Origin of the sequence: Bradyrhizobium macuxiense (genome assembly GCF_001542415.1) — a bacterium.
GTDB classification, from domain to species: domain Bacteria; phylum Pseudomonadota; class Alphaproteobacteria; order Rhizobiales; family Xanthobacteraceae; genus Bradyrhizobium; species Bradyrhizobium macuxiense.
On the sequence record NZ_LNCU01000106.1, the window covers coordinates 186,161 to 208,924 of the forward strand.

A 22,764-nucleotide genomic window follows, 5' to 3' on the forward strand; every position below is an offset into this window, starting at 1 on the left:
CCGGAACGATCTTCTCCCTCCGTCGCGTTTGCCCGAATGCCAGGCTAGTATTCTCCATCCGATGCGGCTGCGTTCGAACCGGTGCGGTTGCCGCGCTGCTGGCCCACCTTCTGCAGGTAAGCGATGATGTCGCGGCGAGACGGAGCGTCGAGCACGCGCACCGGCATGCGTGCGCCCGGCACGAGTTTCTGCGGATCGGCCAACCAGCGATCGAGGTTATCCGTAGACCAAGTAAGACCCGCGCTCTTCAGCGCCGCCGAATAGTGGTATCCGGGGGCCGAGCCGGCCCTGCGGCCCACCACCCCGCCAAGCACGGGCCCAGCCTTGTTGATATCGGTCGCGTGACAGGCCGTGCACCGTTCGGTGAAGAGCTGCCGACCGTGGACCGGATCCGGCGCGGCATTCGCCAGGAAGCGCGAAAGGTTCTTGCTCTGCGACGGATTCGTCGAGCGAAAGAACGTATAGCTGAGCGTGATCGTATCGACGTGGAGGTTGTCCGCATCCTTGGCAAAGGCTGGATCGACGAAAAAGACAACAGGCATTTCGACCTTCTGATGCGGTTCGAGGCGCTCCTCATTGAAACAGAAGCATTGAATTTTGTTGAAATAGATGCCGCTCGTCTCGGGCGTGACGTTGAATGCGGCGTGCCCGACGATCGACTCGTTGCTGAGGTTCTCGGCCGTGAAGAATACGAGTTTCTGTTCGCCCAGGTGAACCGTGACAGAGCGCTGCTCGGGCTCGAATCGCCAAGGCAAGCCCGGCGCCACGTTGCTGTCGAACGCAACCGTTACTGTCTTGTCGGAGGTGGTGGTCGGGTCGGAATACGCCCGCTGCGTCGTCCCGCCATATCCTGTAGCGCCGCAGAATGCACGGTACAGTTCTGGCGCGTAGGCCACCAGCCCGAACATGACGCCGAGCGCGACGAAGCACGGCAGAAGTACATTCAAGTGTTTCCGGTACCGCGACCCATGTCCACTCCTAACGCGGCCGCCCCCGGCACCTGCAGGATGTAGACCGACCTAGCCGGGCCGTCCACCGACGAATGCGAGCAAGAATCGCAAAGGAGGATATTGACGGGCTTTCAGTGCCACTTGACGAGCTTGTGATCTCGTTTCGCGGGAAGTTCTACGCTCGGTATCGACACGGGGCTCGTGTCCGCTCAGCGTGCTGGTGAGTTATGCGCATGAGCGCGCAGATCATGATGAGCGGTGCGCATCAGTAGCGCACTTCATCCAGCCTTTGTGGCCAGGGCGCAGAACCACTCGTCCGATTTCACCGCGTTTGCGTTCGTGAAGCCCGCAGCGGTGAGCTTTTCCGCGACGCCTTCGTTCGACTGCCCGGAATAGACCGTGAAGCCGAGCGCAATTCTGCCGTCTGGCTTCAGAACCCGGCGCATCTCACGCAAGCCCGCGATCGCATCCGGCCAGACCTGCATCGAGTTGATCGCCAGCGCCTTGTCGAAGCTGTCGTCTGCGAACGGTAAGCGCTCGACGGAGCCAAGCCGGAGGTCAACGCGCCCGGTGCGGATCGCGGTTGCGTTTCGGCTCCGGGCCTGCGCCACCATTTCGGCAGACGGATCGATGCCTGCGACGCTGCCGGCTGAAATTAGACCAGACAGGCGTTCAATCACCGCGCCGGGACCGAACCCCACCTCCAGCACGCTGTCGTTTGGCTTGACCTCGAGGAGATCGATCACCCAGACGCCGCAATCGACGTTCATGCGCGCCATAATGACGCCCCCCAATCTCCCGAGGAGACCTTGAGGGCGGCCAAACGCGCGCATCAAAAGGTTTCGCACAGCGCTCATCGATACCGGCCTCCCGTGACAACGGATACCGGGCAGATCGCGGCTACAGGTCCACCACCACGTAGTTGCTCTCGACCGCGACCTTGACGGTCTCGGCAACATACGGCCCCTTCACGAGATTGGTGCCCGCCTCGACATTGACCGGGTAGGCGCGCGCGCGAAACCGGCGGGGATCGCAATAGGACTGGCCGGTGCGAATATCGAACTCCCAGCCGTGCCAGGGGCAGCGCAGGATCTCGCCGAGTTTTGTGTATTCTATCTCGCCGGGGTCGGTGGATGACGCCAGGCCGATCAGCGGGCCCTCGCAGAGCGCCGCACCCTGATGCGGGCAGCGGTTCAACAGGCCGAAGAACTCGCCCTTGACGTTGAACACCACGATCGGCCGACCGTCGATCTCGATGGATTTCCGCGAACCCGGCGGCAGCTCATCCACCGGGGCAATCACATGACGCGCCATCAGTTTTTCTCACGCATGATCTTTTCGGAAAACCGGTTTCCACTTGTCCGGATCATGCTACGCAACACCGTACAGCTTCTTCGCATTGTCGAGATAGAACGCCTGCTTGTTGGCGCCGCTGACGCCGGCCGGCAGCACACGCGACGGCTCGTCGTAATCCCAGTGCGGATAGTCGGTCGCGAACAACAGCTTGTCCCAGCCGATCCATTCGATGGTCTGGAACAGATGATCACGGCTCTCCGGATCCTCCATCGGCTGCGTCGTCCACCAGATGTGGTCGCGGATGTATTCCGACGGCTTGCGCTTGAGATGCGACACCTCGGCATGTAGCCGCGAGAACACCTTATCGAGCCGCCAGGCCAGCGACGGCGCCCAGCCGAAGCCGGCCTCGACCATCACCATCTTCAATTTCGGGAAGCGTTCGAACACGCCTTCGAGCACGAGGCTCGCCAGCGCGGTCTGCTGGCACTGCGAATGGCCGACCATCTCCTCGATGTAGAAGCTCGGCCAGCCCGACGCGGTTATCGGGTTGCCGCCGAAGCCGAATGCGTGCACGCCGATCGGCAGCCCGGCCTCTTCCGCCGCCTGGTAGATCGGCCAGTAGCGGCGCTGGCCGAGCGGCTCGACGTTGCGGCTGAGCAGCAGCACTTGAACGAAATTCTTGTCGCCCGCACGCTTGCGGATTTCGGCGGCGGCTGAGACGCCGTCCTCATTGGCGACGACGATCGAACCTTTCAGCCGTGAATCCTTGCTGGTCCATTTCTCGATCTGCCAGTCGTTGACCGCGGAGCAGATCGCACCGGCGAGATCCTGGTTACGGATGCCCTGCCCGGTGTTGAGCGGATTGAGCACGCCGAGCGCAACATTGTTGCGGTCGAGCAGCTGCTTCTGCATGAAGGACAGCGAGGAGCCTTGCGGACCGCCTTCCGGCGGGTAGGCATCGCGGCGCGAGGCGTTCGGTTGCGCCTTCGGATAGGGCGGGCCCCCCATCATGCCCTGATAGGTATGAACGCCGAAGGTTTCGAGATGGGCGTGCCAGCGCTTGGCCAGGAACGGATACAGCTCGTCCGGGGTCGCACGGGCCGGATGGATGTCGCAATCGGCGATCGCGGTCTTGATGCCGGAGGACGATGCGGCTGGCGGAATTTCGCGAAGCTGGACGTTCATGACGCCGTCTCCTTCACTTTCAGGCGCGTGTAGGTCGCGTACGGATTGTCGACCATGATCTTGCGGACGAGATCCGGCGACAATCCCATCGGCAGCACGTCATCGCCGTCGAACTGCCAATGCGGATAATCCGTCGAGAATAGGATCAATTCGTCCGACTGCATATGGTCGAACAGCCGGTTCAGCGTGTCCGGTTCCGGCGGCGCGTCGACCGGCTGCAGCGAGAAGCGGATGTTGCTGCGCACAATCTCCAGCGGCGCGCGGTCGACCCACGGCGTTTCCATGCGCACGCCGCGCCAGAACTTGTGCAGCCGCCACAGGAACGGCGGCAGCCAGGTGAAGCCCGATTCCAGCATCACCATCTTCAGATTCGGGTGGCGTGCGAACACGCCCTCGACGATCAGGCTGGTGAGCTGGGTCTGGAACGCCTGCGCCTGCGCGACATAGTCCTCGATGTGATAGGAGCCCCAGCCGACCGAGGTCGGCGGGTTGTGATAGGCGCTGCCGGCATGGATGCCGATCGGTAGCCCGAGGCGCTCGGCCGCAGCGTAGATCGGCCAATAGTGACGCTTGCCGAGCGGCATGTCGCCCATGACCAGCATCAGCACCTGCACGAAGCGCTTGTCCTGCGCACAACGCTCGATCTCGGCGACCGCCTTCTCGATGCTCTGCACGGGGATCACTATCGAGCCGCGCAGCCGATCGTCCTTGTCGAGCCACTCCTTCGCCAGCCAGTCGTTCAGCGCGCGGCAGAAGGCGTCGGCCATGTCCTCGGAGAACACCATCTGCACACCGTAGAGCGGATTGCAGATGCCGTAGGCGCTGCCGAACTTGTCGAGCGCCTGGCGCTGCATGTCGGCGATATCAGAACCGGGCTTGCCCTGTGCCGGCCGCCAGTCCGGCCGCGCCGAAATCGGCGAGTTGACCGGATAGGATTGCGAGATCAGGTCGGTCATGCCGCGCGTCGTCACCTGGTCGCGCCAGTAGTCGTTCATGTAGGGCAGCAGGCTGGTGAGGTGAGGCACGGCGGGATGCAGATCGCAATCCACGCCGCCGGCGATCGGCGACGTCATGATGTTTCCTCTGATCGGCGCGCCCATCGCGACGCCGACTTTGTTTGGGCCGTATTCAAGCAGGCCTGCCGGTGGTCGGCAACTCGGCAGAGGCCGATGTGGTGTGCTAGGAAGGCAGAACGACCCGGAGATTTTTCATGGCACACAACAGGAAGGCCGCCAATGACTGAGCTGGTATCTATCGCCGAGCGGATCGCGGCAAAGCTGATCGCGAACAAGCAGACGATCTCGGTCGCGGAATCGTCGACCGGGGGATTGATCTCCGCATCACTGCTCGCGGTGCCCGGCGCATCGGCCTACTTCATCGGTGGCGGCGTGATCTATACCCGCGACGCGCGGAGCGTGCTGATGGATATTCCCAATGACGCCATGCGCGGCATCCGCTCGGCGTCCGAACCCTATGCGCAGCTGCTGGCAAGCCAGATCCGCCAGCGCCTCTCGACCGATTGGGGGCTGTCGGAAACCGGCGCATCCGGCCCGACCGGCAACCGCTACGGCGACGCCGCCGGCCATAGCTGCATGGCGGTCGCCGGCCCGCAGCAGCAGGTGATCACGCTCGAGACCGGAAGCAACGACCGGCAGGCGAACATGCAGGCGTTCGCAAAGGCCGCGCTGGAGTTACTGTTGAAGAATCTGTCGCGATAATTTTCTGCTGTCGTCCCGGGCAAGCGCAGCGCGACCCGGGACCCATAACCACAACTGCCAGCTTTGAAGATCGCTGGAGCCACCGCTGAGTACCGCAATGATCTATGGTGGTTATGGGTCCCTGCTTTCGCAGGGACGACGTGAGGAAACAACCTCGCAGGTACTCACTTCTCGCGGAACGAGCGCATGAACTGGTCGCTCAGCGGCTTCATCAGATAGGACAGCATGGTGCGGTCGCCGGTCTGGACGAAGGCTTCCACCGGCATGCCCGGGATGATCTTGACCTCGCTGCCGAGACGCTTGATTTCGTCCGGCGGCATTGAGACGCGGATGGTGTAATAGGCCTGCCCGGTGCGCTGATCGGTGGTGGTGTCGGCGGAGACGCGGGTCACGACACCGTTCAGCTCCGGCGTGGTGCGCTGGTTGAAGGCGGAGAGCCGCAACAGCGTCTTCTGGCCGATCTGCAACTTGTCGATATCCTGCGGGTTGACCTTGGCTTCGACCGACAGCGCGTCGCCCTGCGGCACGATCATCATGATGGCGTCGCCTGCGGTGATGACGCCGCCGACCGTATGCACCGTCGATTGCAGCACCATGCCATCCTGCGGCGCCCGGATATCGACGCGGCGAAGCTGGTCTTCCGCGGTGACCTTGCGCTCGACGAACTCGCCGATCTTGTCATTGGTCTCGCGCAAATCCTTGGAGACCTCCGCGAGCATGTCCTTGTCGACCTGGATGATCTGCAGCTCGGTCTCGGTGATTTTGCCCTTGGCCTGCGCGCGCTGCGCGATGTATTGCGCCCGCTCGCCGGCGAGCCGCGCTGCGTCGCGCTCCAGCGTGGTGAGGCGGGTGAGCTGCACCAGATGCTGATCATAGAGCTGGCGGACGCCGACCAGTTCCTGCTGCACCAGCGCGATCTCCTTGTCCTTGGCGGCTTCCTGCGCCTCCAGACCGGAGATCTCCTCGTTCAACTGCGTGACGCGTTCGCGCAGCTGCGCCTTTTGCCCAATCCGGCCGTTGACGCGGAAATCGAACAATTTGGTTTCGCTGGCCATGACGTCCTTGACGTCCGGATCGTCGGTATGTTCCGTCAGCGTCGCGGGGAACTTGATCTTCTCCAGCCCCCGCTGCTCGGCGTCGAGCCGCGCAGCGCGCGCATAGAGACCGTTCAAGGTCTTGACCACGATCGCAAGGCTCGCCTTCACCACCGTCTCGTCAAGACGCACGACGACATCGCCGGCTTTGACCAGATCGCCGTCACGCGCCAGGATCTCGCCGACCACGCCGCCGGTCGGATGCTGCACCTTCTTGATGTTGGAATCGACCACCACGGAGCCCGGCGCGATCAGCGCGCCCGAGATCGGCACCGTCGAAGCCCAGCCGCCGACGCCGCCGCCCAGAACCAGGACGACGGCGAGGCCGACGATCAGATGCTTCCTGATCGAGAGATGTGCGTTGCGCGGTTGATCGGTCATGACTTGGTTGCCCCCGCATCGGCAACGATCCTGACCGGTGTCGGCGGCGCGACGCGCTGCAGCACCTGCCCGAGCACGACCTCCTTCGGCCCGAAGGTCTGCATGCGGCCGTCCTTCAGCACCAGGAGCTGATCGACGCCCTCGATGCCGATCGGCCGGTGCGCAACCACGATGACGACCGCACCACGCTCTCGCGCTGCACGCACCGCGCGGGTCAGCGCCTCGTCGCCTTCGCTGTCGAGATTTGAATTCGGCTCGTCGAGCACGACCAGGAACGGATTGCCGTAGAGTGCACGCGCCAGCGCGACGCGCTGCGCCTGGCCGGCCGACAGCGCGCTGCCCTGCTCGCCGACCTGCGTGTCGTAGCCCTCGCGCATCTTGATGATCATCTCGTGCACGCCGGCCTCCTTGGCCGCCGCGATGATGCCGTCGGACTTGGCTTCGGGATCGAAGCGGGAAATGTTCTGCGCGATGGTGCCGCCGAACAGTTCGACGTCCTGCGGCAGATAGCCGACATAGCGTCCGAGCACGTCCGACGACCATTGGTCGAGCGCTGCGCCGTCGAGCCGCACTTTGCCGCGGACCGGCGCCCAGACGCCGACCAGCGCCCGGATCAGCGACGACTTGCCGGACCCGCTCGGCCCGATCACGCCGACGCCGCTGCCAGCCTCGGCCGTGAAGTTGACATCCTGCACGATCACGCGCTGGTCGCCCGGCGCCACCATGGTGACAGCTTCGACCGACAGCTTCTTCGTCGGCGGCTGCAACAGGGTCTGCTCCGGCCGTGCCGGCATCTGCTGCAGCAGCCGGTTGAGCCGGTGCCAGCTCTGGCGCGCGGCGACGAAGCCCTTCCAATGCGCGATCGCCAGATCGACCGGCGCCAGCGCCCGCGCGCTCAGGATCGAGCCCGCGATGATGATGCCGCCGGTGGCCTCCTGGTGGATCACGAGATAGGCGCCGACCGCGAGCACGGAGGACTGCAGCATCATGCGCAGCACCTTGGCGACCGCACCGAGCCCGCCGGTGACGTCGCTGGCGCGCTGGTTGCCGGCCAGATAATCCTCGTTGGCATCGTTCCAGCGCTGGTTCATCCGCCCGGCCATGCCCATCGCGACGAGCACCTCGGCATTGCGGCGGCTGGACGCGGCGATATCGTTGCGCCGCGCGGCGAGGCTCAACGCTTCCTTGGCCGGCGTGCGCGACATGTACTCGGTGATCAGCGTCAGCGTCACCAGGATGACGGCGCCGACCAGCGCCGTGACGCCGAGCAGCCAGTGGAACGCGAAGCAGATCGCCATGTAGAACGGCAGCCATGGCAGATCGAAGAACGCGCCGGGCCCCATGCTGCCGAGGAAGGAACGCACATTGTCGAGGTCGCGCAGCGGTTGCAGGCCCTCGCTGCGATTGCCCACGGTCAGCGGCAACCGGACGATGGTATCGAACACCCGTGCATTGAGGGCTTCATCGAGCGAGGTTCCAATGCGGCCAAGGATCCGTCCGCGCAGCAGATCGAGCACACCTTGGGCCATGTAGAGGCCGGCGGCGATGACCACGAGGCCAATCAGGGTCGGAACACTGCGGCTCGGCAGCACCCGGTCGTAGACCTGCAGCATGAACATTGAACCTGTCAGGTACAACAGGTTGATCATGCAACTCATGAGACCGACGCCGATGAAGGCACTGCGGCATGCGCGCAGCGCCTCACTCAGTTCGGAACGCCGGACAGCGGGAGCAGCTGCCATAAAAATCCAGTCTCTACAAAAGGGTCACGTGATAGCCACGTTGTATCGACGTTTGCGACCATCGTCCATTTTTGTGACCGTCGTACATTTAAGTCGCGTTAACCCGAGAGCGGGTTCGCAACCGCATTTGGTGATCGCACGGGGAGTTGAAGGAATGATGGCTAGTTTGCCGCCGAACCGGGCCGGTTCGTGGGCGCGCTTCTCGAAAAGGGCACGAGAATGACCGACATCGAGACACGGCCGATCTCGCCGTAAACATCAAGCAACACGCCGCTCCCGACGCCAAGCCCGACCTTCGGGCGCCAGCAGGTCTCGGCCCGCCCGCACTCCGACCTATTCGCCCTGTGGTTGCCGGAACAATTGAACCGTCAGATTCGGGTTCGGATCAGCCCATCACGTTCTGAACCGGACGCCCGATACCGTGGGTCCAGTCGGCGGGCCAGAGCACCCGCGCCACCGAACCGACGCCATTAACCACGCTGTGGTGCATTCGGAACCAGGCGGCGGCACGGGCTTCCCATTGCGCGGCCGAGCACGGGCTCGGTTCGCGCTGGGAATGGCCCCCTGATCGGGGGCGCAGCCGGGCTTCGGCAGCAGGCTGGTCGCCCCCCTTTGCGTTCGAGGCGGCGCACAGCGAAACCATCTATCTGATATCTCGCACCGAGCAGGCCCAGGACCGGCGGATCGCCGCGGTACGGCGCTGGATTGCGGACGCCGTCGCCCGCGCGAGCTAAACCGCTGCCACCGCGATCATCGCGCGCTGCCGCATGCCGCCCGACATCTCATGCCGATACGACTCCAGCCTCCGCTTGGCGGACGGGATCCGCACCACCTCCAGCATCTCGAGCGCACGCGCCATTGCCTCGCGTTCGCTCTTGCCTTCATGACGTATCACGGTCTCGGCGATCTGCCGGCCGATGGTGTAGACGGGATCGAGCGCGAGCGCCGGCTCCTGGAAGATCATCGAGACGGTCTGGCCGCGGAATGCGGAGAGCGCCTCGTCGTCCATCGCCAGCACTTCCCGGCCCAGCACCTTGACGCTGCCGGAGATCTCCGTGCGCTTCCTCGGCAACAGCCGCATCAGCGCCCGCAACGTCACGCTCTTGCCCGAGCCGGACTCGCCGAGCAACCCCAACACCTCGCCTTCGGCGAGCGACAGGCTGAGATCGTTCACGGCGTGGACCGTACGATCGCCGGTGAAGCGGATGTTGAGGTTGTTGATCTCGACGAGGTCAGTCATGCGAGTTTCGGCACCTTTGCGTGATAGTCGGTCGCGCGCTGGAAAGCGGCGCCGATCCGAAGCAGCGAGGCCTCTTCGAAGGAGCGGCCGATCAGCTGCATGCCGACCGGCAGGCCCGACTTGGTGAAACCGCTCGGGATCGAGAGCGACGGCAGGCCGAGATAATTGACCGGGCGGGTGAACCGTGTCAGCCGCTGCAGCACTGCGTCCGCACCCGGGCCATTGCCGACATCGCTCTCGGCAATCGTCGGCGCTGGCACCGGCGACGACGGCGCAATCACCGCATCGACGCCGCTGACCGCCGCATTGTGCGCGGCGAGCGCCGGCCCACGCCACCGCATCGCCTCGAGGTAGGTGACCGCCGGAATCGTGAGGCCGTTCTGCAACCGCATCAAGACCTGCGCGCCGTAATCCTGCGGCCGCTCGATCATCCAGCGCTTGTGGAAGGCCGCGGCCTCGACCGCGAGCACCAGCTGCGACGCCGAAGAGAGCTGACGCTGGTCTGGCAACTCGACCTTCACGATCTCGGCGCCTTCCTTCTTCAGCGTCGCAATGGTCTCGTCGAGGATGCGCGCGACCTCGGGATCGAGATCGTCGACATAGAACGCGGTGGGCACCCCGATCTTCAGGCCTTTCAGCGATTCCCTGGTCGCGGCCATGTAGTCCGGCACCGGCTGGCTCGAGGCCGTGAGATCCTCGGTATCAGCACCGGCCATCAAGCCGAGCAGCAGCGCACAATCCTCTGCCGTCTGCGCCAGCGGACCGACCGTATCCAGCGACTGCGACAGCGGCATCGCGCCGGCGCGGCTGACGCGTCCGACTGTCGTCTTCAGGCCGGTGACGCCGCAGAAATGCGCAGGCATGCGCACCGAGCCGCCGGTATCCGAGCCGAGCGCCGCAAAAGTCAGGCGCGCGGCGACCGCCGAACCGGAGCCCGACGACGAACCGCCGGTGATGTGATCGACGTTCCAGGGATTGCGCACCGCGCCGTAATGCACGTTATGGCCGGTCGGCCCGTAGGCGAACTCAACCATCTGCAGCGAGCCGAGCCGAACCTGCCCCGCATCCTTCAGCCGCTGCAGCGCGGTCGCTGTCGTCTTCGGCACGAAATCGCGGCGGATCAGCGAGCCGCAGGTCACGACCTTGCCGGCCTCGTAATACATGTCCTTGTGCGCCAACGGGACGCCGTGCAGCGCGCCGCGACTCTTGCCTTTGGCGAGTTCAGTGTCGGCCTCTGTGGCGGCGGCCAGCGCCTGTTCCGATTCGATCGCCATATAGGCGTTGAGACGCGGCTGCCATTGCGCAATCCGATGCAACACGGCGCGCGTCACTTCGTGCGAGGAGACCTTCTTCTCGGCAATCGCCTTGGCGACTGCGGTCAGGGTCATCAAGGCAGGTTCGGTGCTCATTTCGACACCTTTGCGATCTGCGCCAGCAGGAAGCTCGCGGGTTCGAGGTCGAAGGGCAACGTGCCGGAGATTGGCGCAAAGCCGTCGAATGCGGGCCCGATCGAATTGGCGATGCGGTTGGCCACTTCGTCATCGGCGGGCACATCAGCGACGTGCGCGATCACCTTGACATCCTTAGGCGTGGGTCTGGTCATGCCGCGTTTTCTCCTTTTGCTTTTGCCGGCGCACGGCTGTGCCCTGAGCCAGGAATGGCCATGTAGCACGCCGCTTGATGGCCCATTGTATCGAGATCGCTGAGCTTTGGCGTTGCGTTTGCGCAGAGCGGCTCCGCAAACGGACAACGGGTGTGAAACCGGCAACCGGGCGGCGGATCGATCGGATTGGGTGGATCGCCCGAGATCGGCGGCACCTCGGTACGCCTGTCGGGATCGGGTGGTGCACGACACCAATCCGCACGCGCTGTCGCCGAAGGTGAAGTCCTTCGTGCAGGCGCAGCACTGGTTCCAGGATCTCACGCAGATCGGGCTGGAGTGACGGTCGTCGTTACCGGGCTTGACCCGGCAATCCATTCGCTTGAATGAGGCACTCATTTTGATGGATGCGCGGGTCAAGCCCGCGCATGACACCGTGTATGTTTGGGTACCTGTGCTACTTCGTCAGCAGCGCGAACGCGCCGTTCCAATCGTCCGGAGGTGGATCCTTCTGGAAAGCCATGATGCGCGCCTCGTAGAGGCTGTAGAGATATTGCAGCGTCTGCGCCTCGTCGGTCTTGCGGCCGCGAGCGATTGCGGCCAGCGCGCCATCCCAATCACGGCCGCGATAGCAAGCGAGCATTTCGATGGTCAAATTGCGCAACCGCTGGAAGCGGCCGGAATTCGCCACATCCTCGCGGCCGGCGATCGCATAGATCACCTCGGGCTCCTTCTTGCCCTTCACCATGATGAAGTCGAGCTCGAGGATCGCGAATTTGTCCTTCACTGCGAGCGCCGTGTTCGATCCGACGATGATCGGGAAGCCATATTCCTTGGACTGCCCTTCCAGTCGCGACGCCAGATTGACGCTGTCGCCGAACACCGAATAGTCGAACCGCACGTCGGAGCCCATGTTGCCGACCACGCAGGTGCCGGTGTTGAGGCCGACGCCGATGTTGAGCGGCACATAGATATGGCCGCCCTGCCGCGCCTCCTGCTCGCGCGTCCGGTTGAGCTCCTCGACACGCTGCAGCATGTCGAGCGCAGCGTCGCAGGCATTGAGCTGGTGATCCTTGTCGTCGAGCGGCGCGTTCCAGAACGCCATGATGGCGTCGCCCATGTATTTGTCGATCGTACCCTTGCGAAGCAGGATCGCGTTCGAGAGCGGCGTGAGGAAACGGTTCATCAGCGCCGTCAGGCCCTGCGGATCGCTCTTGTAGGTTTCCGAGATCGAGGTGAAGCCGCGCATGTCCGAGAACATGATGGTCATCTCGCGCTCTTCGCCGCCGAGCACGAGCCTTTCCGGCGACTGCGCCAGTTGTTCGACCAGCGCGGGCGACATGTACTGGACGAACTGCGATCTGATCTGCCGGCGCTGCTGCTGCTCGCGCACGAAGGCGGAGAAGATCAGGGTGAGGTAGATCGCCGTGGTCGACATCAGCGGATAGGTGAAATCGATCAGCAGGCGATGCCTGGCGTAGAAGTACCATGACGTGCCGACCAATACCGACGCAAACAGCCCGCCGACTACGACCAGCGTCACCGGGCCGAACTTCGGCGCGAAGGCGATCACCAGGAGCCCCATGATCATCGCGGCAAAGAACTCGATGCCGACTCCGTAACCCGGCTGTGAAACCACATCGCCGGTCAGCGCGCTCTCCAGCACCTGGGCGTGAACCTCGACGCCGGGCATCGCCGGCGTCACCGGCGTCGTCTTGATATCGTTCAGCCCGATCGACGACGTGCCGATCACCACGAGCTTGCCAGCGATCTTGTCCGGCGCCACGCGCCCTTCCAGCACGTCAATGGCGGAGACATAGATCGAGGGATCCCGCCTCGCGTAGTGGATCCAGAGCTGGCCGTTGCGATCGGTCGGAATCGAAAATCCCTTGACGCCGATGCTCTTTATGCCGGCCTCGTCGGCCTTGATCAGGATAGTGTCCGAACCGCTGGCGACCCGCAGCATCTCGAAGGTCAGCGATGGCATGGTGATGCCCTGGGCGACCATGATCATCGGCACTCGCCGCACGATGCCGTCCCGCTCCGGCCTGATGGTGAACAGGCCGCGCCCGGCCGCTGCCTCCTCCAGCACCGGCACGTTGCGTAGCAGCCCGGGAAACTCGAACATGAAGCGCTGCGGGTCCTCGCCGAGCATCGCAAAGCCGGTGACCGGAAGCTTTTCGTTCAGATCGGCCCGGACGTTGATTCCACCGGATTCACCTAGCACCACCCGCGAGTTCTTGATGGCATCGGCCAGGATACTGTCGTTGCTAGGCAGCTGCCGCAGCCTGGTGCGCATTTCCTCATCGAGATTGCCGAACGTATCGGCCGCGATGTCCGGATTGAGGCGATCGGGCTCGGAGAAGACCGCGTCGAATGCGATCACGACCGCACCGAGCCTGGTCAGATTGGTGACGATGTCGGCGATCCGCGTCCGCGGCCATGGCCATTGCCCGAGCCTGGGGTCCGCGAGGCTCTTCTCGTCGATATCAACGACGGTGACGGGTCGTACTGTCTTGATGCGAGGGTCGATCAGTTGGAAGGTATCGAACGTCCTGACGCGCAGCTCCTGAACCGGCGCGGGGTCCCAGACACGGAGCGCGGCGATACCGACCAACAGCACAAGGCACGCCAGCCGGTCGTAGCCGAAGCGCCGCGCGAACCATCTCCGTATCGCCCTCAGCCGTTTCATGCGGTCTGGATATCATGCACGGGAGCTTGTTCCAATGCGCAACGCGGGATGGGCTCGCGACTGGCGCCGACAGCGGGCGCCGGACGCTGGTCAGGCTATATGAAGGATGAAGTCGTTCTGCGACAGGCTCGCCTTGGCGACCCCGTGCAGCGTGATCGTGTCGGCGGCATCGATAGTAATCAGCGTATCCGCCGAATTGGTCGGCGAGACCGCAACGTGCTGGTTGAACCAAATGGCCGCGTCGGCGGTCGATACCACCGCGGAAAGATCGATATGATCCTGACCGGGCGTGAAATTCATGATCGTGTCGTGATTGAAGTTCGGCGCAAACACGAACTGATCCTGATAGCCCGGCGTGCCGAACAACACGTCCTTGTCACTGGTGCCGGTCAGCGTCACCGGTTCGGTCGGATTTTGCTGAACGCTGAAGATGAGATTGACCGTATCGGTCGCGCCGTGACTATCGGCCACGGAGACAGTGACCCTGTCCGTCGGCGCCTCACCTTCGTGATAAACGAGGCCGGACGCGAGCGTGGCGTTGATGTTGGTCAGGTACCCCGCATCGGACGCGGGCTTGACGCTGCTGCTCGAGTCGGCCGTCAAGGCCGTCAGGGTGAAGATCTCGTCGGCGCTTGCTCCCGCATCCGTGACTGTCAGGCCCGTAACCGTGTCCGTGCCGCTCTCGGGATCGTGCGTCATGACAAGATGATCGACATTGAGCACCGGAACGGCCCCGGCACCCTGGACATCGACCGTCAGCGTTGCCGTACCCATGGCGCCGTGAACATCGGTGGTCTCAATGCCGAACGTATCGGTGTAGGCGCCTGCAGCAAGCCCTTTGAGCGCGGTGGCATCCGGAACGTAGATATAGGTGCCGTCGACGTTCACCGTCAGGGAGCCGTAGAGGCCCTTGATCGCCTCGTTCGTCGCGTGATGCGTTGCATTCAGAGCGCCGTAGGTCAGCGTTGCGGTCTCGCCATCGTCGACATCGTACCCGTGGAGCGTACCGGTGAGTGAGCCGAAGCTGCCCTCGGCGCCGGGGGCGAGCACCGTGCCAACGTCGGGCAGCGTCGGCGCGTCATTGGTGCCGGTGACAGTGATGGTCACCGGCTGGCTGACGACACCGCCATGATGATCGTCGATCTGCACCGTATAGGTCAGCGTCAGCGTCTCGCCAGCCGCGAGATAATCAAAGTTCTTGTCCGCCGCCGAAAATGTCCAGGCATCCGATCCCGTCGCGCCACCGGTCGAGTCTGTCAGCTTGCCCAGCGACAACCAGCTCAGCACCGTCTCGCAATCGGCGAGACCGGCGGTCGCGCCGGCCTCCGTCACACTGGCGATCGTGACCGTATGGGAGTCGCTGAGGTCCGCATCGGTGAAGGAGATCGCGCCGGAGACGACATCGGGCGTGGACGAACCCGTCGTATTCGGCAACTCGGTGATCGCGGCCGTCTGCGGAGCAGACGTGAAGACGGGCAAATCGTTGGTGCCGGTGATGGTGATCGTCACGGGTTGATCGACCACGCCGCCATGATGATCGTTGACCTGCATCGTGTAGACGAGGGTGAGCGTCTCGCCGGCGGCAAGATAGTCGAAATTCTTGTCGGCGGCCGAGAACAGCCACGGGCTTGACCCGATTACTCCGCCGGTCGAATCCGTCAGCTTGCCCAACGACAGCCAGCTCAGCACGATCGATTCATTCGCGAGACCGCTGGTGACGCCGGATTCCGTCACGCCTGTGATCGTGACACTGTGGGCGTCGCTGAGGTCCGGATCCGTGAACGTCACCGCGCCCGACCCCGTGTCCGCCGTCGACGAACCGGTCGTATCCGGCATTTCGGTAATCGCGGCCGCTTGCGGGGCCGAGGTGATGACAGGCAAATCGTTGGCGCCGGTAACCGTGATCGTGACCGGCTGCGTGACCACCCCGCCATGATGATCGTCGACCTGAATGGTGTAGACTAGCGTCAGCGTCTCGCCGGCGGCGAGGTAATCGAAGTTCCTGTCGGCGGCCGAGAACGCCCATGAGCGTGATCCCGTCACGCCGCCGGTCGAGTCGATCAGCGTGCCGAGCGACAGCCAGCTCAACACGGTCGCCTCGTCGGCGAGGCCCGTGGTGACGCCGGACTCGGCCACGCCGGTGACGGCGACACTGTGGGTGTCGCTGAGATCGACGTCGGTGAAGCTCACCGTGCCGGACGCGGTGTCGGGCGTCAGCGAGCCGGTCACCCCGGGAGCTTCGGTGATCGCGGCGGCCTGTGTCGGCGACGTGATCACCGGCTTGTCGTCGGTGCCGACGATCGTGATCGTGACCGGCACCGTAACCACGCCGCCATGATGATCGTCGATCTGGACCGTGTAGGTGAGCGTCAACGTCTCGCCGGCCGCGAGGTAATCGAAATCCTTGTCGGCCGCCGAGAACGTCCAGGAGCGCGATCCGGTCGTGCCATTGGTCGCATCAGTGAGCGCTCCTAGCGACAACCAGCTCAGCACGGTGGCCGGGTCGGCGAGGCCGGTGGTGACGCCGGACTCGCTGACACCAGTAATGGTCACCGTATGCGTATCGGTCAGATCCGGATCGGTGAAGGTGACCGTTCCATGCGCAGTATCCGGCACGGCCGAATGGGTCGTCCACGGCATCTCCGTGATCGTGGCCGCCTGCGCCGACGACGTCACGATCGGCGTATCGTTGGTACCGGTGATCGTGACGGTGAAGGTCTTGAACGCGGTCTCGTTGAGAAGCACGTAATTGTTGTCGACACGCGCCGTATAGGTCAGCGTCAGCGTCTCGCCGGCCGCCAGGAAATCGAAGGCGCCGTCGGGCAGGCTGTAGGTCCAGGTCGCGGAGCCGAAATTGGTATTGCCCGGGGTCTGCTCGACGAGCAGCGGGATCTCGACCGCCTTGATGGCCGCGAGTTGCTGAGCCGTCAGCGACGCGGTGACGTCGTTGTGCTGGGCGTCTTGATAGGTAAATGAGGTAAAGTACGCCGTCGCACTCGGTATGTCGCCGAGGTTGACGTCAACCCATCTGATCGCGTTCGATACCGTGTCAGGGGACGTGCTGTTGGTCAGCCCTGGCTGCTCGGTAAACGCGGCGTTGAATGCCACGGCATCAGGCGGCCCTGCGACATGGTTGCTGCCCTTGACCGCCGCATTCTGCGCCGGCCCATTGGCAAAGGTCAGCAGGAGGACTGTCGGCACGATCACATCGCCGCTTGCGAACTTGAAGCCCGTCGTGGTCGGAACGATCGAATCGGTGAAGTTCGACGTGAGCTTGGTGTTCGTGTTGGTGTTGTCGGTGAACTTCAGCGCGAAGACGTCGGAGATGAGCTTCTGCGCATCGGTCGAGAGCTGCGTCGACGACAGGAAGCTGACGCTCCCCTGGCCATTGACGATGGTCTGCGTACCGGCCTGGTCGACGGTCGCGATCGGATTGAGCGTCGTCTTGTCGAACAGGATGTAGGAGCCGGTCGAGCCGTCCGGCTCGACCAGCACCTGGAATTTGGCCGGCGGCACGCCACCCGTGCCCTGCACGTCGAAATCGATTTCGACCAGCACCGCGGTGCCGCGGATGCCCATGGTCGCAACCGGCGTATCGACCTTCATGTCGCCGTGCTTGGCGGTCGCGCCGGCGACGAACGAGATCGTGCCCTGCACCAGGCTCATCAGCGACGAATTGTTCGACCCGTTCGGGTCGTAGATCATTTCGTTCAGCACCATTTTCGCGTTCGGTCCAAGACCGAACACGGTACCGTCGATGAAGGTGATGCCGAGCGTCGAGTCGGCGCCGGCCTGGACCACGTCACCCTTGTTGACGTTGTCACCCTGGTTCAGGACGATCGCCACGCCATTGCGAATGGCAGTGGCGCTACCGACCAGCTTGCTGACGTGGCCGATGACCTTGGCAGGCTCGACGGCACCGCCGCCGGCCTGCGCGAACTGGGTATATCCGGTGAGGGCATTGACAATGTCGCCCGTGAGATGCGCGCCGTCTGGCGAGGCCAGAGCCGCACGCTTCTCGCCCTTGAAATAGTCGTGCAGCACCAGTTCGCGATCGTCCTTGGACAGGACAAGGTCGGGGCCCGAGCGCTTGAAGTCACCGGTGAACAGCAGTTGCGCATCGTCGACGACGATCGCGCCGGGCGGAGTATGACCGGAAACGCTGTCGACATGGACTTGCCCATGGGAGTGAGCGTCCAGGCTCGGCAAGAAGCCGTCGAATTTATCGACAAAGTTCACCGCGGCTCACCGCACGTAAGGTTTATATCTATAGAATATGCAAGCAATTGTGCTTGCATATCATCGCATAGACCGCGGCGAAACCGTCCTGTGCTTGCACAGGAAGCTCACGCCGGGCGCCCTCAACGCGCTGAACACCGCTACTTCCACCAAATTCCGCGTAGTTTGATCCTGTTTGCAGATAATCTGAGGTGGCAGCTGAACCGGAATACGTATTGGTCCACGTATTCGTGGTATTGACTGGCATATTTCTACTTGCCTCTATTTTCTCTCAGTTCCCCGGCGGGATTTGAGCTCAATTTTCCGGCTAAAGCTGTGAATTGGCTTACAAATCGCACAAATTCCGAGCGCCCCGCCGGGTTAACCAGAAGGCAAGCATAGGGCGCCGGCAGGCGGCAAAAGGTTCGCCGGCCGCATTCACAAAACCGATAAAGTTTTCGGGATGCCGCCGAGATGGCTTTCAGCGTCTCTTACATATCCGGGCACGATCCGGTTGGGCCTTAAGCAGACTCAAAGCAGCGCCCGCCATCGTGACTGCATGAAACGATCCGGTCACATCGGGCGTTCACCATCATTCCACCGATGCCCAAACAGGGGTGTCACATGCGGATTCCACTTCACTTGCGTACGCTGCGCAGCGTCATGCTTCTTTGCGGCTTGGCTTGGCTCGCGCCCGTGTCCAAGCTCGACGCCACGTCGCTGTTGACGCCGGGGCCGGCAGAGCTGGTCAGGAAATCAACCGAGCCGTTCGGGTTGCCGACTGCCCTGGTCGCCGACGGCGGATTGCACGACAAATGGCTGGGGGTGCAGCGCCATCTTGCCGACGAGCTGGTGCAGCTCGCGATCTGCGACGGCGACCGCGAGGGTTGCGTCTCACTGGAGGCGCTACGGTTTCTCGCAATCATCGATGCCGGGCGGACGCGTCACGGCCGCGCCAGGCTCGGCGAGATCAACCGCGCGATCAACCTTGCGATCCGCCCGGGCAGCGACCTTGCGTTGTACGGCGAGATCGATGTCTGGAGCTCGCCGCTCACTACCTTCGCCAAGGGCGCCGGCGACTGCGAGGACTACGCGATCGCGAAATTCGTCGCGCTGCAGAAAGCCGGGGTTACGCCCGAGGATCTGCGGATCGTCGTCATGCATGACCTGCTTGGCGGCGAAGACCATGCCGTCGTCGCGGCGCGCCTCGACGGCCATTGGCTCACGCTCGACAATCGCCGCATGGCGATGATCGAGGATTCCAATGTCAGGAATTTCCGGCCGACCTTCGTGATCGACGAGCACGGCGTCAGCAGATATGTCGACGCGCCGCCCATCACCGAGGTCGCGTTGCGGCCGGCGGCGCAACTCAACTGATCGCACGGCGTCCTCGCGAGCGAAGCGACTTCTCCGCCCAAGCCTCGGCGAAGACGGAAGCAATCCACTCCTCTTGGCGGAATGGATTGCTTCTTCACTTTGCGCCTCGCAATGACGGTGTAGGCCGTCCGCTCAGAACATCAGATTGTCCTTCACCAGAACCCAGCGGCCGTTCTTGACCTGCTGCACCTGGGTGATGGTGTTGGCGAGATGATCGGTCTTCGAGAACTTGGTCGGTGGTGAACTGAAGATGTCGAGGAATTTGTCACCCGACTCCAGCGAATCGAGCATCTTCTGGCCGGTGAGATCCTTGCCCGCCTTCTGCGCGTAGAAGGCGAAGGTCATCACGGCGTTGTAACCGATGATCGCCTGCGTATTGGCTTCGGTGTTGAACATCTTCTTGTAGTTGACGAGCCAGTCCTTCACCTTGCCCTTGGCGGTGTCCTCATAGGGAATCTCGAAGCCCGAGGCCGCATAAAGCCCTTCGACCGCCTCCTTGCCAAGCGTCGGCACCTCCAGCACGTTGGTCGGCGTGGCGCCGAGGAAGGTCACATCCCAGCCGAGCTTCCTGGCCTCGCTCATCGCGCCGATCGTCTCGCGGATCACGGTGCCGAGCACGACAAGATCGCAGCCGTCGGACTTCATCTTGGCGACCTGCGCCGAGAAATCGGAGGCGCCGCGCTTGTAGCTCGTGATCGACGCCGGCTGCACCTTCATCGCCGCGAGTTGCTGGTTGAAGCCGTCGAGCACGTTTTTGCCGTACTCGTCGTCCTGATGCATGATGCAGGGCTTCTTGAAGTTCTTCCAGTCCATCATGTACTTCAGCGCGGCGCGCGTGCTCTCGACATAGGGCAGCAGATTATTGAACTTCAGCCGCTCCTGCGGCTTGTTCGGATCGAACTTGAAGGTGAATTCGGCCGCGGTCAGCGGGAACAGCTGCAGCACTCCGGCGTCGAACAGGATGTCCTGCGCGGCAAGCACGGTCGGCGACCCCATCGGCCCGACCATCGCGAAGATCTTGTCGCGCTCGACCATCTTCTGCGAGGCCAGCACGGCCTTCTTCGGATCATAGCCGTTGTCTTCCAGGATCAATTTGAGCTTGCGGCCGTTGATGCCGCCGCTCGCATTGATCTCCTCCACCGCCATCTTCATGCCGTTGGACACCGGAACGCCCCAGACCTTGATCGGGCCCGACAGGTCCTGATGCGTTCCGATCACGATCTCGGTCGGCGAGATGCCCTCGTTAGTGACCTTGGTTTGGGCTGCGGCCGGCAGGCAGGTCAGCGCCAGAGCGCTCACCGCAAGGCCCAGCGCTTTCAGCGATTTCGACATTGCAGTCTCCTCCTTCAGTGGCCCGTGTTGAGCGAAGGGCTGGGCCTCCTTACGCCTTCGCCATTTCCCTGGTCGCGGCCGCGCGCTCGCCATACATCGCGTCGATCTCGGCCGCGTAGCGCTTGTTCACGAAATTGCGCTTCAGCTTCATGGTCGGTGTCAGCTCCTCGTCTTCAGGCGTGAGCTGGCGCTCGATCAGGTAGAATTTCTTGATGGTTTCGACGCGTGCGAAACCGGCGTTCACCGTCTCGACCTCGCGATGAATCAGATCCTGGATTTCACGCGCGCGGCACAGGCTGGCGTAGTTGGTGAAGGGAATGTCGTGATCCTGGGCGTACTTCTCGACATTCTCCTGGTCGATCATGATCAGGCAGGTCAGATACGGCCGCTTGTCGCCGATCACGACCGCATCCGAGACATAGGGTGAGAATTTGAGCTGGTTCTCGATCTCCGACGGTGTGACGTTCTTGCCGCCCGAGGTGATGATGATGTCCTTCATCCGGTCGGTGATCTTCACATAGCCTTCATTGTCGATCGCGCCGACATCCCCGGTGTGCAGCCAGCCCTTGGCGTCGATCGTCTCGGCGGTCTTCTCCGGCTGATTGAGATAGCCCATGAACAGGAAGTCGCCCCTGATCAGGATCTCGCCCTTGGGACAGATCATCACCTCGCCCCACGGCGCGGCCTTGCCGACCGAGCCGAGCTTGATGCGGTCCGTCGGCATCATGGTGGCGACGCCGCAATTCTCGGTCTGGCCGTAGACCTCGCGCATGTCGATGCCGAGCGCGAGATACCAGCGGATCAGGTCCGGAGCGATCGGCGCCGCGCCGGTGAAGGCGATCCGGCAGCGGTCGAGCCCGAGCATGCGGCGGATGTTGCGGAACACCAGCCAGTAGGCGGCGCGGTTCAAAAGCCGCAGCGACAGCGGCGGCGTTTCGCCCTCGAGGCGGCATTCGGCCATGCGATTGCCGATCCCGAGCGCGCGGGCATACATCCAGTTCTGGAATGGGGTCGCGTCCTTCAGCGCGATGGTGATGCCCGAATAGAACTTTTCCCAGATCCGCGGCACCGCGAGGAATGCGGTCGGCTGCACCTCGCGCAGATTGTCCGGCACCGTCTCCGGGCTCTCGGCGAAGTTCATCACCGAGCCCAACGCGACCGAGATGTAGTAGCCGCCGACCCGCTCGGCGACATGGCAAAGCGGCAGGAACACCAGCCGCTCCTCGCTGTCCGTCGATGGGAACAAGTCATTGGCGTGACGCATCTGGTGGGTCACGCTGCGGTTGGAATGCATCGCGCCCTTGGGGGGACCTGTCGTGCCCGAGGTGTAGACCAGGATCGCGAGATCGGAGGCCGTGCGGCTGCCGGTCATCTCGTCCCACAAGGCGTCGTTGCCTTGTGCATGGTTGCGGCCGAGTGCGATGAATTCGGCAAGCGACAGCACCATCGGATCGGAGAAGCCGCTCAAGCCCTCCATGTCGAAGACGACGATCTTCTCCAGCGTCGCGCAGCGCGCGCGGCACGCCAGCACCTTGTCGAGCTGCTCCTCGTCCTCGACGAACACGATTCGCGTGCGGGAATCATTGATGAGGTATTCGACCTGCGCCGGCGAGTCGGTCGGGTAGATGCCGGACGAGACGCCGCCGGCGCACAGGATGCCCATGTCGGCGTAGACCCATTCCGGCACGGCATTGGCGATGATCGAGGCGACGTCGCCGGGGCGGAAGCCGGTCGCGTGCAGGCCGTAGGCGATGTCCTTCGATATCTGCAGCCATTCGCGCCAACTGGTCGGCTGCCAGATGCCGAATTTCTTTTCGCGGATCGCGGGCCTGTCGCCACGCGTCTCCACTGCGCGCAGAAAACTCTTCGCGATCGTGTCGGCGACCGTCAGCACTGCCGGTCCGGCCATGCGCGTTCCCTCCTCTGTCGCCTGCCCCGC

15 protein-coding genes and 2 pseudogenes are annotated in these 22,764 nt (G+C 63.4%); 2 read left to right on the forward strand and 15 right to left on the reverse strand.

From position 1 onward, the window contains the following. Nucleotides 1-44 precede the first annotated feature (44 nt). From AS156_RS31970 to AS156_RS31990, 5 genes are all read right to left on the reverse strand, one after another. Nucleotides 45-947 carry a cytochrome c oxidase assembly protein gene (locus AS156_RS31970; protein ID WP_066513228.1) on the reverse strand — a complete coding sequence of 301 codons (903 nt, stop codon included), beginning with the start codon at nucleotides 945-947 and terminating at the stop codon, nucleotides 45-47. 281 nt (nucleotides 948-1,228) lie between these two features. After that, entirely contained in the window at nucleotides 1,229-1,696 is a 468-nt protein-coding gene (locus tag AS156_RS31975; protein WP_201456135.1) for a class I SAM-dependent methyltransferase, read from the reverse strand. Nucleotides 1,697-1,850: 154 nt separating this feature from the next. Then, nucleotides 1,851-2,264 (reverse strand): Rieske (2Fe-2S) protein, encoded by a 414-nt coding sequence (locus AS156_RS31980; RefSeq protein ID WP_066513229.1) that lies wholly within the window; start codon nucleotides 2,262-2,264, stop codon nucleotides 1,851-1,853. 57 nt (nucleotides 2,265-2,321) lie between these two features. Continuing rightward, on the reverse strand, nucleotides 2,322-3,431 hold the full coding sequence (locus AS156_RS31985; RefSeq protein ID WP_066513230.1) for an amidohydrolase family protein: 1,110 nt from the start codon (nucleotides 3,429-3,431) through the stop codon (nucleotides 2,322-2,324). Beyond that, the gene (locus AS156_RS31990; RefSeq protein WP_066513314.1) at nucleotides 3,428-4,504 is read right to left on the reverse strand and encodes an amidohydrolase family protein; all 1,077 of its coding nucleotides are present in this window, start codon (nucleotides 4,502-4,504) and stop codon (nucleotides 3,428-3,430) included. Before AS156_RS31990 ends, AS156_RS31985 begins: the two co-directional genes overlap by 4 nt. A gap of 162 nt (nucleotides 4,505-4,666) precedes the next feature. Between AS156_RS31990 and AS156_RS31995 the strand changes: the two genes are divergently transcribed. Further along, nucleotides 4,667-5,149 (forward strand): CinA family protein, encoded by a 483-nt coding sequence (locus AS156_RS31995; protein ID WP_066513231.1) that lies wholly within the window; start codon nucleotides 4,667-4,669, stop codon nucleotides 5,147-5,149. A gap of 164 nt (nucleotides 5,150-5,313) precedes the next feature. Here the strand turns inward: AS156_RS31995 and AS156_RS32000 are convergent, their stop codons facing one another. From AS156_RS32000 to AS156_RS32030, 8 genes and pseudogenes are all read right to left on the reverse strand, one after another. Further along, nucleotides 5,314-6,624 carry an HlyD family type I secretion periplasmic adaptor subunit gene (locus tag AS156_RS32000; RefSeq protein WP_066513233.1) on the reverse strand — a complete coding sequence of 437 codons (1,311 nt, stop codon included), beginning with the start codon at nucleotides 6,622-6,624 and terminating at the stop codon, nucleotides 5,314-5,316. Further along, entirely contained in the window at nucleotides 6,621-8,366 is a 1,746-nt protein-coding gene (locus AS156_RS32005; protein ID WP_066513235.1) for a type I secretion system permease/ATPase, read from the reverse strand. The genes AS156_RS32000 and AS156_RS32005 overlap by 4 nt, the downstream gene beginning before the upstream one ends. A 739-nt stretch (nucleotides 8,367-9,105) precedes the next feature. After that, nucleotides 9,106-9,606 (reverse strand): annotated as a pseudogene (locus AS156_RS32010) (ATP-binding cassette domain-containing protein); the annotation flags it as partial. Further along, the gene (locus AS156_RS32015) at nucleotides 9,603-11,015 is read right to left on the reverse strand and encodes an Asp-tRNA(Asn)/Glu-tRNA(Gln) amidotransferase GatCAB subunit A (protein WP_066513236.1); all 1,413 of its coding nucleotides are present in this window, start codon (nucleotides 11,013-11,015) and stop codon (nucleotides 9,603-9,605) included. The gene AS156_RS32015 and the pseudogene AS156_RS32010, both read right to left, overlap by 4 nt. Beyond that, entirely contained in the window at nucleotides 11,012-11,209 is a 198-nt protein-coding gene (locus tag AS156_RS32020; RefSeq protein WP_066513238.1) for a hypothetical protein, read from the reverse strand. The genes AS156_RS32015 and AS156_RS32020 overlap by 4 nt, the downstream gene beginning before the upstream one ends. Continuing rightward, nucleotides 11,206-11,445: pseudogene (locus AS156_RS41425) on the reverse strand (oligopeptide/dipeptide ABC transporter ATP-binding protein); the annotation flags it as partial. The pseudogene AS156_RS41425 and the gene AS156_RS32020, both read right to left, overlap by 4 nt. Nucleotides 11,446-11,663: 218 nt before the next feature. Further along, nucleotides 11,664-13,898 carry a CHASE2 domain-containing protein gene (locus AS156_RS32025; RefSeq protein WP_066513240.1) on the reverse strand — a complete coding sequence of 745 codons (2,235 nt, stop codon included), beginning with the start codon at nucleotides 13,896-13,898 and terminating at the stop codon, nucleotides 11,664-11,666. A 90-nt stretch (nucleotides 13,899-13,988) separates the two neighbouring features. Next, a complete protein-coding gene (locus tag AS156_RS32030) occupies nucleotides 13,989-18,137 on the reverse strand; it encodes a VCBS domain-containing protein (protein ID WP_066513242.1) in 4,149 nt (1,382 codons plus the stop codon). A 603-nt stretch (nucleotides 18,138-18,740) separates the two neighbouring features. On the opposite strand from AS156_RS32030, the gene AS156_RS32035 reads away from it, so the two are divergent. Then, complete coding sequence (locus AS156_RS32035) at nucleotides 18,741-19,493, forward strand: transglutaminase-like cysteine peptidase (protein WP_066513243.1); 753 nt, start codon at nucleotides 18,741-18,743, stop codon at nucleotides 19,491-19,493. Nucleotides 19,494-19,625: 132 nt separating this feature from the next. Here the strand turns inward: AS156_RS32035 and AS156_RS32040 are convergent, their stop codons facing one another. Then, nucleotides 19,626-20,825 (reverse strand): ABC transporter substrate-binding protein, encoded by a 1,200-nt coding sequence (locus tag AS156_RS32040; RefSeq protein WP_066513244.1) that lies wholly within the window; start codon nucleotides 20,823-20,825, stop codon nucleotides 19,626-19,628. 49 nt (nucleotides 20,826-20,874) lie between these two features. Beyond that, the gene (locus AS156_RS32045) at nucleotides 20,875-22,734 is read right to left on the reverse strand and encodes an AMP-dependent synthetase/ligase (protein WP_066513246.1); all 1,860 of its coding nucleotides are present in this window, start codon (nucleotides 22,732-22,734) and stop codon (nucleotides 20,875-20,877) included. Nucleotides 22,735-22,764 lie beyond the last annotated feature (30 nt).